Source organism: Advenella sp. (genome assembly GCF_052108595.1).
GTDB lineage: Bacteria > Pseudomonadota > Gammaproteobacteria > Burkholderiales > Burkholderiaceae_B > Advenella.
Genome location: NZ_JBQEAU010000030.1, coordinates 1 through 14,492, shown reverse-complemented (window position 1 = coordinate 14,492; position 14,492 = coordinate 1). Strand labels below are relative to the sequence as shown.

Genomic DNA, 14,492 nt, shown 5'->3' with positions numbered 1-14,492 from the left:
ATCGCCGTGGCCCTGGACGAAGGCGATTATCTGATCGGTGCCGATCTGACTGACGGCGAGCACGACGTCATGTTGTTCTCCGATGCCGGTAAGGCTGTACGTTTTGACGAAAATGACGTGCGTCCAATGGGCCGTACTGCGCGTGGCGTGCGCGGCATGAATCTGGACGGCGATCAGCAGGTTATTTCGCTGCTGGTGGCCGGTGACGAGTCACAAAGCGTGCTGACCGCAACCGAAAATGGTTACGGCAAGCGTACCTCTATTTCGGAATATACGCGCCACGGCCGTGGCACCAAGGGCATGATCGCCATCCAGACCAGCGCCCGCAACGGCAAGGTCGTGGGCGCTGTTCTGGTGAACCCATCAGACGAAATTATGCTGATCACTACTGCTGGTGTCCTGGTTCGTACCCGAGTCTCGGAAGTGCGGGAAATGGGCCGAGCGACACAGGGTGTCACGTTGATCAGTGTCGATGATGGCAGCAGCTTGTCCGGCGTACGACGCGTCGTGGAAAGCGATGCGGATGTTGATGCCGATGAGGCTGACGCTGACGCAGCTCAGCTGCCTGCCACCGGGCTGCCGGATTCGCAAGCCGATGGCAGTAACCAGCCATCGGGTGATGCGCCAGGCTCAGCGACACCGAATACCGATACAGAGGCCTGATTTTTTCAGAGTAAATCACCTTAATTTCAGGGTAAACAATGGGTACGCAATTTTGGAATTTTTCGGCCGGGCCGGCTGTCCTGCCCAAGCCTGTTCTGGAGCAGGCAGCTGCCGAAATGCTCGACTGGCGCGGCAGTGGCATGTCGGTCATGGAAATGAGTCACCGGGGCGCCGAATTTACGCAAATCTGCGACGAGGCTGAAGACGATCTGCGCACCCTGTTGGGCATCTCCGACGATTATGCCGTGATTTTCATGCAGGGTGGCGCCACGGCAGAAAATGCCATTGTCCCGATGAACCTGATTGCGCGCAATCCGTCCAAGAGTGCCGATTACGTCCTTACTGGTAGCTGGTCAGTCAAGTCACATAAAGAGGCGCAACGCTATGGCAACGCGCGGGTGGCTGCTGCTGCCGATACAGAGCGGCAGATCGACGGTGTCACGTATGGCGCCTGGAGCTGGGTGCCACCGCTTGATTCCTGGCGCGTGCAGCCCGATGCTTCTTATTTGCACTATTGCAGCAATGAAACGATTGGTGGCCTGGAAATAGCCCAAATGCCCGACATGCAGGCATTGGGTGCGCCCGATGTGCCACTGGTGCTTGATGCCTCATCGCATTTCCTGTCCCGTCCGCTGGATGTTTCCCGAACCGGCATGGTGTATGCCGGTGCGCAGAAAAATGCGGGCCCCGCGGGCGTCACCATGGTGATTGTGCGCAGAGATATGCTGGGTCACGCGCTCGCATGTACGCCGTCGGCCTTTGATTATGTGAACGTGGCAAAAGAGCGTTCCCGTTACAACACGCCACCGAGCTACGGCATTTATATTTGCGGGCTGGTGTTCAAATGGTTGCTCCAATTGGGCGGGCTGACCGAGATCGAAAAACACAATCTGGCCAAATCGCAGGCCCTGTATGCCCAGATAGACAGCAGCGATTTTTACGCCAATCCAATACAGCCGGCCTTCCGTTCCCGCATGAATGTGCCATTTACGCTGGTCAGCGACGAGCTGACAGCCCAGTTTCTGAAACAAGCTGCGCAACATCACCTGCTGGCACTCAAAGGACACAAGTCCGTCGGCGGTGTGCGTGCATCCATCTATAATGCGATGCCAATGGAAGGCGTTGCAACACTCATAGACTTTATGAAAGAGTTCGAGCGCACACATGGATAATTCACTACAGGATGCGCTCAAACCGCTGCGCGACAAAATTGATCAGATTGACCGCGATATTCTTGACCTGCTTAATCAACGGGCACAAACGGCAATCGACGTAGGCAGGGTCAAGTACGAGCATCAGGCTGACAGCGCCGTGCTCAAGCCCGAGCGTGAAGCTCAGGTCATCCGGCGCCTTCAGGAGCTCAATCGCTACGGTATCTTTACTGAGACCGGTGTGCGGGCCGTCTGGGCGGAAATTATCTCGGTTTGCCGGGGCCTGGAAAAAGGGCTGACAGTGGCCTATCTTGGCCCGGAAGGGTCATTCTCCGAGCAGGCTGCCATGGAGTTCTACGGCCATTCGGTTCACGCGCTGCCGTGCCCATCTTTTGACGAGGTGTTCCGTGCCGTCGAGGCCGGACAGGCCGATGTCGGCATGGTGCCGGTTGAAAACTCCACCGAAGGGGCCGTCAACAGGACACTGGATCTGTTTCTTAACTCTACCGTCAAGGTGCATGGGGTTCGTTCCATTCCCATCCGTCACTGTCTGATGAGCCAGCATGGCACCATGGACGGCGTCAAAAGCATCATGGCGCATCCGCAGGCGTTGGCGCAGTGCCAGAAATGGATATCGCAACATCACCCGACGCTTGAGATCGTGCCGGCAGCCAGCAATTCCGAGGCGGCCAAACATGCCGCTCAGGAGGAAAGCGTTGCGGCAATTGCCGGCGAAACAGCGGCTGTCTTCTGGAATCTTGGGCTTGTCGCTTCCGGTATCCAGGATGACGCTAATAATAAGACGCGATTTCTGGCCATCGGCAATATCGAAACGGCGCCCAGCGGACGCGATCAGACCAGCCTGATTTTTGCAGTACCCAATCGCGTTGGCGCAGTATACGAGATGATCAGCCCCTTTGCGCGCAATGGCGTGTCGATGACCCGTTTCGAATCCCGGCCGGCGCGCACGGGCCAGTGGGAATATTATTTTTACGTCGACGTGCTAGGCCACTGCTCTGACGAGAACGTGGCGCGGGCGCTGGAAGAACTGAAACAGCAGTCCGCATTTTTCAAAATTCTGGGTTCCTACCCAATGCAATAGAAGGTGATTTGAATGTCCGGTATAGCCAGTGGGTTCGGTATATCCAGTAATGTCGATGCGATGATGCCATACCAGGCAGGCAAGCCGATCGAGGATCTGGCGCGTGAATACGGGCTTGATCCAGCTAGTATTGTCAAACTGGCATCCAACGAAAACCCGCTTGGCATGTCCGATTCCGTGCGTCAGGCGATCAGCGCATTTCTTGACAGCGTGCCAGGGCAGGCACTGGGTCGCTATCCCGACCCCAATGCCTTTGCACTCAAACAGGCGCTGGCTGAGCATTACCAGGTCCCCGCTAATTGGCTGACGGTGGGCAATGGTTCCAACGACCTGCTGGAAATTATTTCACTGGCCATTCTGGACCAGCAGGCATCCTGTGTTTATGCTGAACACGCATTCATTGTGTACCAGTTGGCAACGCAGGCGCGCGGCGCCACCCATATTAAAGTGCCGGCGGCTAGTTTCGGCCACGATCTGCAGGCCATGTTCGAAGCCATTGGCGACGATACGCGTCTGGTCTTTATTGCCAATCCAAATAATCCTACAGGCACCTTCCATAGCGGCGATGTGATCCGCAGTTTTGTTGAAAAAGTGCATGCAGCCCGCGGCAATCGCGTCACTGTGGTGCTGGACGAAGCGTATAACGAGTATCTGGATCCGCAGTTGCGGTTCGACAGCGCCCAACTGGTAAGAGACTTTTCCAACATTATCGTGGTCCGTACGTTTTCCAAGGCCTATGGCCTGGCAGGCATGCGCATGGGGTTTGCCATTGCCCGTCCGGAAATGACCGACTACTTAAATCGCGTTCGCCAGCCGTTCAATGTGAATTTGCTGGCCCAGGTGGCTGCGGTCGCGGCGCTCAAGGACGCAGCGTTTCTTGAAAAAACCTACGAATTGAACCGTGACGGCAAGCGCTGGCTGTCGGCCCAGTTTGCCGAAATGGGACTGGAGTTTGTCCCCAGCTTCGGCAACTTCATTCTGCTGCGAGTGGGTGATGCTGCCGCAGTAAATACAGCACTGCTACAGCGTGGCGTGATCGTGCGACCGGTTGTCGGTGACGGCCTGCCCGAGCATCTACGCGTGTCTATCGGGCTGCCCGAGGAGAACGCCAAGTTCATCAGCGCGCTCAAAGAGGTGCTGGGCAAGTGATGGCAAGCAAGGCCAGCGAGAGTGCGGCGGCTGCGCTGCCGCCGCTTCGGATTCCGGTTTTGGCCGTGGTTGGCGTCGGTCTGATCGGCGGCTCACTGGCATTGTCGCTCAAGCGCAATGACGTTGTCGGCAAGGTCCTGGGCATCAGTCACGATCCGGCAAGTATCAACACGGCGCTGGAACTGGGCATCATCGACACAATCGCGTCTTTCGAGCAGGTCTCGCAGGCAGACGTGATTGTTATTGCAGCGCCGGTTTCTGCATTCGAGTCGATATGCAGTGCCATCAAGCCATTTTTGGCGCCGCGCTCGATCATTACCGATGTTTGCAGCACCAAGCAGCAGGTGACTGCCATGGCCCGACGCTCGCTGGGCAATCGCGTGGGGCAGTTTGTTCCCGGGCATCCCATTGCCGGCGCAGAAACGTCCGGCCCTGCCGCGGCCAACGCTTTTCTGTTTGAACAGAAGCAGGTTATCCTGACTCCTTTGCAGGAGAATATGCCCGAGCAAGTCGATATGCTCACCCGATTATGGGAAGCCTGCGGATCCACCGTCAGTTCGATGGGCGCCGCAGAGCATGACCGCATATTCGCCGCGGTCAGTCATATGCCGCACTTTCTGTCGGCGCTCTATATGTACAGCTTGCTGGACGCTGGACAACCCGATCACAAGCTTAAGTACGCAGGCAGCGGGTTTCGTGATTTTACGCGCATCGCTGCCGGACCCCCGGTCATGTGGCGCGATATCTTTTCGAGCAATCGCGAGTGTATGCTAGAGGAAATTACCCGTTTTCAAACCTGCCTGGAGCAGGCCCGGCAAATGCTGGAGAGCGGCAACAATGAAGCGTTCGAGGCCTGGCTGGCAGCCGCGGCCCAGGCGCGGCGAGATTGGGAGAATCCACCATCATGAGTGAAGTAAGTCAATATCTGGCCCCGGCGGTACGGGGCCGAGGGCAGATGGCGCTGCCTGGCTCGAAAAGTATTTCGAACCGGGTCCTGCTACTGGCGGCGCTGTCCGAGGGCAGTACGCGAATTGACGGGTTGCTCGACTCCGATGATACGCGCGTCATGCTTGCCGCTCTGCGCGCGCTTGGGCTGCAGATTGATCAGGCAGGCGACAATCAGGTTGTGGTGCACGGCAAGGGATCGTTCCCACAAATGCAGGCTGATTTGTTTTTGGGTAATGCCGGTACGGCGTTTCGTCCCCTGACCGCAGCGCTGGCCATGGCGCAGGGCCACTACCGCCTGCATGGCGTATCCCGTATGCATGAGCGTCCGGTTGGGGACCTGGTCACGGCACTGCAGGCTGTCGGAGCACAGATTCGCTACGAGGGCCAAAAAGGCTATCCGCCATTGCAAATTTCGCCGGCGCAACTGCATGTTGACGGCCCGATCCCGATTTCGGGTAATGTGTCCAGCCAGTTTCTGACTGCCTTTCTGATGATGGCCCCGATCCTGGCGGCGCGTGTCGGTCACGATGTCACCTTGCAGGTCCAGGGAGAGCTGATATCCAAACCCTATATCGCCATTACGCTGCAATTGATGGCGCGCTTTGGTGTGACCGTTCAGCAGGATGGCTGGCAGCGCTTTACCATCGTGGCGGACAGCCGATACACCAGTCCCAATGCAGTGGCAATCGAGGGCGACGCTTCCAGCGCATCTTACTTTCTGGCGCTGGGACTGCTTGGCCAGGGGCCGGTACAGATCAACGGCATTGGCAAGGACAGCATTCAGGGCGATATCGCATTTGCGCAATTTATTGAACGGCTCGGCGGAAAAATCACCTATCAGGATCAATGTCTTATTTCCGAGAGAGCGCAAAGCGTTGCAGACCGACCTCTGCCGGCATTTGACGAGGATTTCAACCTGATTCCAGATGCTGCCATGACGGCGGCGGTGCTGGCCCTGTACGCCGACGGTCCGTGCGTGTTGCGCAATATCGGTAGCTGGCGTGTCAAGGAAACGGATCGCATTCATGCCATGCATACCGAACTGAGTAAGTTGGGCGCAGTGGTTGAATCCGGTGCCGACTGGATTCGTATTACGCCGCCCGAGCCCGGAAAATGGCAGACAGCGCAGATTTCGACCTACGATGATCATCGTATGGCCATGTGCTTTTCGCTCGCCGTATTCGGGCCGGTTGGTGTCACCATCCTGGATCCTGCCTGCGTCAGCAAGACGTTTCCCGACTATTTTTCGGTTTATGATACGCTGGTCACGACCACCCAGGAGGATGCATCATGACTGGCGGGCTTCACGCGGACAATCGCATACCTGTCATTGCCATTGACGGCCCGACCGCCTCCGGTAAGGGCACGGTCGCTGCCCGGGTGGCCGATGCGCTGGGCTGGTCCGTCCTCGATAGCGGTGCGCTCTACCGGTTAAGCGCGCTTGCGGCGCTCAGGCGCGGTGTGGCCGACACTGATGAACAGGCGCTGGCCGATATTGCGAGACAGCTGGATGTCCGATTCCAGGGCGACAAAGTGTTGCTTGACAACGACGACGTCACTGAGCAGTTGCGCCAGGAGCATATCGGCGACATGGCCTCGCGGATAGCCCCGCTGCAGCCATTGCGTGGTGCATTGCTGGAGCGCCAGCGGGCATTTCGACAGGTTCCGGGCCTGGTTTGCGACGGTCGGGATATGGGAACAGTCGTATTTCCTGATGCCTCTCTTAAGATTTTCCTGATTGCAGATGTCGATGCGCGTGCTAAAAGACGCTATAACCAGTTGATCGAAAAAGGTTTTTCTGCTAATCTTGGCGACTTGTTAAAGGATTTGAAAGCGCGCGACGACCGAGATCAGAACCGTTTGGTGGCGCCACTTAAGCCAGCAGATGATGCCGTGGTGGTTGATTCTTCCAATTTGGGAATTGATCAGACCGTCGAGCGCATCCTGGCTCACTGGCGTAACAAAACGTAACGGTTTGCGTGCTGCTCCGGTAATTGGCTTGGAATGGTGGGTTTTAGCCAGCGGATGTTAGGGCAGAGGTCAGCAAGCGCCGGGTGTCAATCATGCGACCAGACTGGTAGCCTGCGAGCGGTAGTAGTGCGTCTGCATGCTCTCGAATGCAGCGGCATGAACCTGCAGCGATCTATCACCCGGCAGTGAGCCGTGATGCCAAACCCACACGGGTTTGTCGCTCGCATTCATATCCGATTGCACCTGCTCGCTAATGCAGCACAGGCAGGATTGCAGTCGCAGTACCCATTATTTCCTGGGGGCAGCCGGTATTATTGCTGCACCACAGGTACAGGGCAGTTTTTCAACGGTCATGGCAGGCGCGAAAGTCACCTGCGTTATCGTTGAATTTCAAGGGCTTTCGTCTGAACCCAGACGGAAGATTTTTTCACTCCGCCGCGGCAGGCTGTTCTGCCAAAGCGTGTTTTTAAGGCCAGGAGACCGTGACGGTCCCGGGATTTTTCTAATGTCATCCATTTCTTTACAAGACGCCACTGGTGGCGAAAGCTTTGCCGATTTATTTGCTCAAAGCGTAAAAAGCCAGGATATGAAATCAGGTGAAGTGATTTCAGCCGAAGTGGTCCGTATCGATCACAACTTTGTCGTAGTCAATGCGGGATTGAAGTCCGAATCTCTCATCCCTCTCGAAGAATTCCTGAATGATCAGGGCGAACTGGAAGTTGCCGAAGGCGACTTCGTTTCTGTTGCCATTGATTCACTCGAAAACGGTTTCGGCGACACCATCCTGTCCCGTGACCGTGCAAAACGTCTGTCTGCATGGCTGTCACTCGAGAAAGCGCTCGAGTCCGGCGAAATGGTAACCGGCACCATCACTGGAAAAGTGAAGGGCGGCCTTACCGTCATGACAAACGGCATTCGCGCCTTTTTGCCTGGCTCACTGGTTGATCTGCGTCCTGTCAAGGATACGACACCCTACGAAGGCAAAACGATGGAGTTTAAAGTTATCAAACTCGATCGCAAACGCAATAACGTCGTTCTGTCACGTCGCTCCGTTCTTGAAGTGAACATGGGCGAAGAGCGCCAGAAACTGCTGGAAAACCTGAAAGAAGGCGCAGTGGTTACCGGTGTAGTTAAAAACATTACCGATTACGGCGCGTTCGTTGACCTGGGCGGTATTGATGGTCTGCTGCATATTACCGACATGGCATGGCGCCGTGTTCGCCACCCATCAGAAGTCCTGTCCGTTGGTCAGGAAGTCCAGGCCAAAGTGCTCAAGTTCGATCAAGAGAAGAGCCGTGTTTCCCTGGGTGTCAAACAGCTGGGCGAAGACCCATGGGTTGGTCTGGCGCGTCGCTACCCACAAAGTACACGTCTGTTCGGTAAAGTTACCAACCTCACCGACTACGGTGCGTTCGTTGAAGTCGAAACCGGTATCGAAGGTCTGGTACACGTTTCCGAAATGGACTGGACCAACAAAAACGTTGATCCGCGTAAAGTGGTCAGCCTGGGCGAAGAAGTTGAAGTCATGGTTCTGGAAATCGACGAAGACCGTCGTCGTATTTCACTTGGTATGAAACAATGCCGTGCAAACCCATGGGAAGATTTTGCCACCAACTTCAAACGTGGTGATAAAGTTCATGGCGCAATCAAGTCCATTACCGACTTTGGCGTATTCATCGGTCTGCCTGGCGGCATCGATGGTCTGGTTCACCTGTCTGACCTGTCATGGGCTGATTCTGGCGAAGAAGCCGTGCGCAACTTCAAGAAAGGCGACGAGATTGATGCCGTGGTTCTGGCGATCGATACCGACAAAGAGCGTATTTCTCTTGGTATCAAACAGCTCGAAGGCGATCCGTTCAACAACTACGTTGCAACGAACGACAAGGGCGCAGTTGTTCCTGGCGTGATCAAGTCTGTCGAAGCCAAAGGTGCGGTAGTTACACTGTCACTCGAGGTTGAAGGCTATCTGCGCGCTTCTGAAATTTCAGCCGGCCGTGTCGAAGACGCGACCACTGTCCTGAAAGAAGGCCAGAACATCGAAGCCATGATCCTGAACGTCGATCGTAAGGCGCGTTCAATCCAGTTGTCCATCAAGGCACGTGACAATGCTGAGACCGCAGGTGCGCTACAGCGCATGAGCGATACCAGCGCGTCATCCGGTACGACTAACCTGGGGGCTTTGCTTAAGGCGAAGCTCGACCAAGCTAAAGACGATTAAGCTGTGACTAAATCAGAGTTGATTGAAGCACTAGCGGCCAGCTATCCACAGCTGGCTGCCCGTGACACCGACTTCGCTGTAAAGACGATGCTTGATGCCATGACCGTTGCTCTATCCAGAGGTCAGCGCATCGAAATTCGCGGTTTTGGCAGCTTCTCGCTGTCAACGCGTGCTCCACGGGTTGGGCGCAATCCCAAGTCCGGCGAACAGGTGATGGTGCCCGGCAAGCGGGTGCCTCACTTCAAGGCGGGCAAAGAGTTGCGCGAGCGCGTTGATTCTGTTTTTACCTCTGCTGACGACACCAAGCAGGATTCATCCGAGAATGGTCATTTTGACGCTCAGGCGGCCAAGGTAGCCAATCTCTGATCAAACCAGGCAGGTGCTCGTTTCTTATGATGTCCAAAAACCCCGATTGGAAAATCGGGGTTTTTGTTTTTTAGACAGTCAATTCGCATTACAATGGCGAATAATTCAATTTCAGGAGCAGGCCAATGCGTTACATTGTCTGGGCATTGCGAATCATACTTTTTCTGTTGGTCCTATTGTTCGCGCTCAAAAACACCGACCCCGTCACTGTGCGGTTTTATGGTGATTATACGTTTGCAGGTGTGCCACTCATTGTTGTGCTATTGCTTGCATTTTTCGTTGGCGCACTGTTTGCGTGGTTGATTAGCATTCCTACACGCTTGCGTAAAACCCGTGAAGTCGGGCGTCTCAAAGGCGAGGTAGAGCGTTTGAACCGTGACGTGGCCGATACCCGTCATTCGCTGGAAGCGCTCAAGGCCGAAGAATTGCGCCTGCGCAGCAGCGTGGCCTCGACAAGTACCGCCCTGCAGACGCCTGTCCGGGAGACCGCAGTTGGACTTTGAAGCATGGTGGCTGATTCTAATCCCCATTTTGTTCGGACTGGGGTGGATCGCAGCCAAGGTGGATGTTCGACAGATCGTATCTGAAAGCAGGAATCTGCCCGACTCTTATTTTCGCGGGCTCAACTTTCTGCTCAATGAAGATCACGACAAGGCTATTGATGCGTTTGTCGAAGTAGCCAAACTCGATTCCGAAACAACGGAATTGCATTTTGCGCTTGGCAATCTGTTTCGTCGTCGCGGAGAGATTGAGCGGGCCATTCGGGTCCATCAAAGCCTGCTTTCCCGTTCAGATTTACCGCGGGCCGACAGGGAGCATGCGCTGCATGAAATCGCCCAGGATTACTTCAAGGCCGGTATGTTTGACCGCGCTGAAAATGCCTTCAAGGAAGTGCAAAATACCAGTTATGGTGTTTCCGCGACCCGGGCGCTGATTCGCATTTACGAAGCCGAGCACGATTGGAAAAAAGCGATCGCCGTCGCGGCGCGCTTGCGTGAACTGACTGACGAGCCGTTGCCGCAGCGGGTTCATTACCATTGCGAACGGGCGCAGGCCGTATTAAGTGCGAAAGAGCCGGATTTTGACCGTGTTGCCGCAGAGCTGGATGCCGCCGAGCGCGAGGCCAGGCACAACCTGGAGCAGGGCGGCTCACAGGCCTCTTACGCACGTATCGCCATTTTGCGTGCCTATCTGGCTCGCCGCCTGGGTGATGTCAGCACAGAGCGCCAGTGGCTGCTCTTGGCGCTGGAACGCTCGCCTGAATTCGCCGGTCTGGTGGCAAAGCAGATCATGGACAATTTCGCTGCCAGTGGCCAGGAAGAACAGGCGGTCAGCCTGCTCAGGGATCATTATTTTGCGCATCCCTCACTGGATGTATTCGAAGTGGTGTTTGCCGCATTGCGCAAGCAGGGGTTCGCCCCCGGTTGGCAGTTTGCCCAGGATTCTCTGCGCCAGCATCCGTCGTTGCTGGGCTTTGATAAAGTACTGCAAAGTGAACTGGCGCAAGAGCAAAGTTCGGCCGGGCAAGGCGAACTGCAGCAGCATATGCCCGATTTTGACCTGTCATTATTGCGAACCATGATTGACAAGCACACGCGGCGTATGGATAAATATGCCTGCCGGGTCTGCGGATTCCAGGCACAGACCTATTACTGGCAATGCCCTGGCTGCAACTCATGGGAAACTTACTCGCCACGCCGCCCAGAGGAATAGTCGTATGCGTGCATTTCCGATAGAAAAAATCAGGCAGATCCGTGTTCTGGTGGTGGGCGATGTAATGCTTGATCGCTACTGGTTTGGTGAAGTCGAGCGTATTTCGCCAGAGGCGCCGGTACCGGTGGTGCGAGTGGCCAAACGGGAAGACCGATTGGGCGGCGGGGCCAACGTGGCCCGCAATATTGTTGCGCTCGGCGGTGGAGTCACCTTGTTAGGTATCGTGGGCGATGACGAGGCCGGCGAGCAGATCGCCAGGCTGGCGCGCGAAGCGGGTATCGACACCCAATTATTAACCGACCCCTCAATGCATACAACGCTGAAAATGCGTGTGCTGGGTCGCCAGCAGCAATTGTTGCGGATCGATTTTGACTATCTGCCTGATGCGCAGACCCTGCAGCAACTGGAACAACAGTATCGCCGCCTGCTGGACGAGCATGACATTGTTGTCCTCTCCGATTATGCCAAAGGTGTGCTCACTCACTGTTCAGTGCTGATTAAACTGGCGCGCGAACGCGAGATACCGGTGCTGGTCGACCCCAAAGGGGACGAATATGAACGCTACGCGGGAGCAAACTTGATTTCTCCGAACCGCGGAGAAATGCAGCAAGCGGTTGGTAAATGGAAAACCGAAGAAGAACTGACGCGATCTGCCCAGAGCCTGCGCCAACGGCTTGCGCTTGAAGCACTGCTGATTACACGCTCGGAGCAGGGAATGACTTTATACACGGAAGCGGGGCGGTACCATGTGGATGCTGCCGCACAAGAGGTGTTTGATGTCTCCGGAGCCGGTGATACGGTTCTGGCGACCATGGCCGTAACCCGCGCCGCGGGCGTGGACTGGCATGAGGCCGTCGAGTGGGCGAACCAAGCCGGTGGTATAGTAGTAGGTAAACTTGGAACATCTATTGTAAGTGCAGAGGAACTGACATGATTATCGTAACCGGGGCCGCAGGTTTCATTGGCAGCAATCTTGTGCGCGGCCTGAACAACAGGGGCATTACCAATATCCTGGCAGTAGATGATCTGACCGATGGCGATAAGTTCGTCAATCTGCGGTCAGGAATTATTGCCGACTATATGGATAAGGACGAATTTCGTACCCGGGTCAACAGCGGCCAGTTCGGCCCGGTTACCGCCATTTTTCATCAAGGCGCCTGTTCGGATACGACTGAAAGAAACGGGCGTTACATGATGGATAACAACTATCGGGTCACGCTGGAGTTATTCAATTTCTGCCAGGCTCGCAGCATCCCGTTTATTTACGCGTCTTCCGCTGCTGTATACGGCGCAGGGCCGGATTATATCGAGGCGCTTGAAAATGAAAAGCCACTGAATGTCTACGGCTATTCGAAGTTCCTGTTTGACCAGGTGGTGCGCGAGCGTTTTGAACACCGTACGACACAGGTCGTGGGTCTTCGATACTTTAATGTATATGGCCCGAATGAACAGCACAAGGGCCGCATGGCCTCCGTTGCCTTCCATAATATGAACCAGTTTCTCTCGGAAGGCCATGTGCGGCTTTTTGGCGGTTGGGATGGCTACGAAGATGGCGGTCAGCGGCGCGATTTTATCTCTGTGGACGACGTGGTCGCGGTTAATCTGTTTTTCCTGGATCACCCTGAACAGTCTGGCATTTTCAATTGCGGTACAGGCCGGGCGCAGCCCTTTAACGACATCGCCTGCGCGGTCGTCAATACCCTGAGGGAAGAGAGAAACGAAACGCGCCTGTCACTGGATGCGCTGGTTCGCGAAGGGCTGATTCGCTATATTCCGTTCCCCGATGATCTCAAAGGGCGCTACCAAAGTTTCACTCAGGCTGACACCGCTCGGCTGCGTGCTGCCGGTTTCAAGGCTGAGATGAATGATGTGGAGCAGGGCGTATCCAGCTATATCCGCCGATTGCGTTCGGATAACGCATAGCGCTTCCAGCCTTTGACGGCATTCGGGCTTATTTCGGGCCACTTCAGACATACCAGATTTACCAGACTCATCAGGTCTATCACGTTCACCGGACTTACCCGGGGCACATCAGGTGCGCCCGGGTTTTTTATTGTCGTTGAGGGTGGTCACACATGCTTCGCCCTTTCCGTACTTTCCCAGCGCCCGAACGTACTGGATCGCTCGCGTCGGATTCTACCCGCGGACTATTCTATCTGCGTGTTCGTGCTGCAAAAGCGCCGCTATGGCACACTACAGACAGCATTTTTCACCGTTCTTCGTCTTGTCTTGCATATGCCATTCGTCCGCTGCCGCCGCTCCCGAGCCTGGCTGTTTTGTTTCTTTCTTGTGTTGGGGTCTTCTTCCGTTAATGCACTGGACCTGAATCAGGCCACGCGAGCCCAACTTCGTGCGATCAAAGGCGTTGGCGACAAATTGGCTGACCGCATTCTGGCGGCCCGGGAGCAGGGCCGCTTTGTGTCCATGGAGGATCTGGCGGCTAGAGTTGCGGGCGTGGGGCCGAAAAAACTGCAGAAATTGCGCGAACAGGGCGTTCGGACAGGTTCGGTCGCTGGGCGCTCTGTGCACCAGCCGGCCAGTGCTCGATCGCGCAGTAGCAGGCCTGCAAGCCCTGATCACTCCACATCTGTCAGGCCCCATGTGGCTGCCAGCAATGAAACATCAAACGATCTGAAGCATGCTGGCAACCTGGCAGGCCGGTCCCTTCCCACCATGCCCATGTTGATCCGGCCACGCCCGCGGGCAGCCAGTGAACCGGCTGGCCTGCAGAAGGGGCCTGCCGGCACCGAAGCACAGGGCAAAACCCATTGATCGGTCAGGGAATAAGCCATGCAAGCCCGATTATGAGTGCTATGATTACCCTTACCGAGCGCCTGTTCAGCCCACTTCGGGAAGGCAGGGTTCGTTCGCAACTTACGATGCCCATATGGATTTTCGGGGTATCCCACATTCCATTCAGACCTATCATGACAAAATCGTACCCCACAATCGAAGATACCGTCGGCAACACCCCTTTGGTACGCTTGCAGCGCATTCCAGCACACTTGGGTGAGGCGCGCGGTAATGTGATTCTGGCCAAGCTTGAAGGCAACAATCCAGCCGGTTCAGTCAAAGACAGGCCGGCATTATCCATGATCCGGCATGCGCAGGCACGCGGCGACATCAGGCCCGGCGATACGCTTATCGAAGCCACCAGCGGCAACACGGGTATTGCGTTGGCCATGGCCGCTGCCATCAGTGGCTATAAAAT

At 55.8% G+C, this 14,492-nt stretch carries 16 protein-coding genes; 15 read left to right on the top strand and 1 reads right to left on the bottom strand.

Annotated features, from left to right (window positions below; all coding sequences use genetic code 11):
• From ACTIKR_RS07495 to cmk, 7 genes are all read left to right on the top strand, one after another.
• The coding region (locus ACTIKR_RS07495) for a DNA gyrase C-terminal beta-propeller domain-containing protein (protein WP_442327507.1) at nt 1-663 on the top strand (663 nt) is incomplete at its 5' end.
• Nucleotides 664-701: 38 nt separating this feature from the next.
• Nucleotides 702-1,835, top strand: coding sequence for a 3-phosphoserine/phosphohydroxythreonine transaminase (serC, locus tag ACTIKR_RS07490; protein WP_442327506.1), 1,134 nt, complete (start codon nt 702-704; stop codon nt 1,833-1,835).
• The gene (pheA, locus tag ACTIKR_RS07485) at nt 1,828-2,916 is read left to right on the top strand and encodes a prephenate dehydratase (protein WP_193087029.1); all 1,089 of its coding nucleotides are present in this window, start codon (nt 1,828-1,830) and stop codon (nt 2,914-2,916) included. Before serC ends, pheA begins: the two co-directional genes overlap by 8 nt.
• Nucleotides 2,917-2,928: 12 nt before the next feature.
• Nucleotides 2,929-4,065, top strand: coding sequence for a histidinol-phosphate transaminase (gene hisC / locus ACTIKR_RS07480; protein WP_442327505.1), 1,137 nt, complete (start codon nt 2,929-2,931; stop codon nt 4,063-4,065).
• Nucleotides 4,065-4,973, top strand: a complete 909-nt coding sequence (locus ACTIKR_RS07475; RefSeq protein ID WP_442327523.1) for a prephenate dehydrogenase — start codon at nt 4,065-4,067, stop codon at nt 4,971-4,973. Before hisC ends, ACTIKR_RS07475 begins: the two co-directional genes overlap by 1 nt.
• Nucleotides 4,970-6,307 (top strand): 3-phosphoshikimate 1-carboxyvinyltransferase, encoded by a 1,338-nt coding sequence (gene aroA, locus ACTIKR_RS07470; protein WP_442327504.1) that lies wholly within the window; start codon nt 4,970-4,972, stop codon nt 6,305-6,307. The genes ACTIKR_RS07475 and aroA overlap by 4 nt, the downstream gene beginning before the upstream one ends.
• Nucleotides 6,304-6,984 (top strand): (d)CMP kinase, encoded by a 681-nt coding sequence (gene cmk, locus ACTIKR_RS07465; protein WP_442327503.1) that lies wholly within the window; start codon nt 6,304-6,306, stop codon nt 6,982-6,984. Before aroA ends, cmk begins: the two co-directional genes overlap by 4 nt.
• A gap of 90 nt (nt 6,985-7,074) precedes the next feature.
• Here the strand turns inward: cmk and ACTIKR_RS07460 are convergent, their stop codons facing one another.
• A complete protein-coding gene (locus ACTIKR_RS07460; protein ID WP_442327502.1) occupies nt 7,075-7,215 on the bottom strand; it encodes a hypothetical protein in 141 nt (46 codons plus the stop codon).
• Nucleotides 7,216-7,489: 274 nt separating this feature from the next.
• On the opposite strand from ACTIKR_RS07460, the gene rpsA reads away from it, so the two are divergent.
• The 8 genes from rpsA to ACTIKR_RS07420 all read left to right on the top strand — a co-directional run.
• The gene (gene rpsA / locus ACTIKR_RS07455; protein WP_193087024.1) at nt 7,490-9,202 is read left to right on the top strand and encodes a 30S ribosomal protein S1; all 1,713 of its coding nucleotides are present in this window, start codon (nt 7,490-7,492) and stop codon (nt 9,200-9,202) included.
• Nucleotides 9,203-9,205: 3 nt separating this feature from the next.
• Nucleotides 9,206-9,568, top strand: coding sequence for an integration host factor subunit beta (locus ACTIKR_RS07450; protein WP_442327501.1), 363 nt, complete (start codon nt 9,206-9,208; stop codon nt 9,566-9,568).
• A gap of 125 nt (nt 9,569-9,693) precedes the next feature.
• On the top strand, nt 9,694-10,071 hold the full coding sequence (locus ACTIKR_RS07445; protein ID WP_442327500.1) for a LapA family protein: 378 nt from the start codon (nt 9,694-9,696) through the stop codon (nt 10,069-10,071).
• Nucleotides 10,061-11,281, top strand: a complete 1,221-nt coding sequence (gene lapB, locus ACTIKR_RS07440; protein WP_442327499.1) for a lipopolysaccharide assembly protein LapB — start codon at nt 10,061-10,063, stop codon at nt 11,279-11,281. Before ACTIKR_RS07445 ends, lapB begins: the two co-directional genes overlap by 11 nt.
• 4 nt (nt 11,282-11,285) lie before the next feature.
• Nucleotides 11,286-12,215, top strand: coding sequence for a D-glycero-beta-D-manno-heptose-7-phosphate kinase (rfaE1, locus tag ACTIKR_RS07435; protein WP_442327498.1), 930 nt, complete (start codon nt 11,286-11,288; stop codon nt 12,213-12,215).
• Nucleotides 12,212-13,204, top strand: a complete 993-nt coding sequence (gene rfaD, locus ACTIKR_RS07430; RefSeq protein ID WP_442327497.1) for an ADP-glyceromanno-heptose 6-epimerase — start codon at nt 12,212-12,214, stop codon at nt 13,202-13,204. The genes rfaE1 and rfaD overlap by 4 nt, the downstream gene beginning before the upstream one ends.
• Nucleotides 13,205-13,570: 366 nt before the next feature.
• Nucleotides 13,571-14,053: a ComEA family DNA-binding protein gene (locus tag ACTIKR_RS07425; RefSeq protein WP_442327496.1), complete on the top strand. Its 483-nt coding sequence runs from the start codon at nt 13,571-13,573 to the stop codon at nt 14,051-14,053.
• A 152-nt stretch (nt 14,054-14,205) separates the two neighbouring features.
• Nucleotides 14,206-14,492: pyridoxal-phosphate dependent enzyme (locus ACTIKR_RS07420; RefSeq protein ID WP_442327522.1), on the top strand; the 287-nt coding region annotated here is incomplete at its 3' end.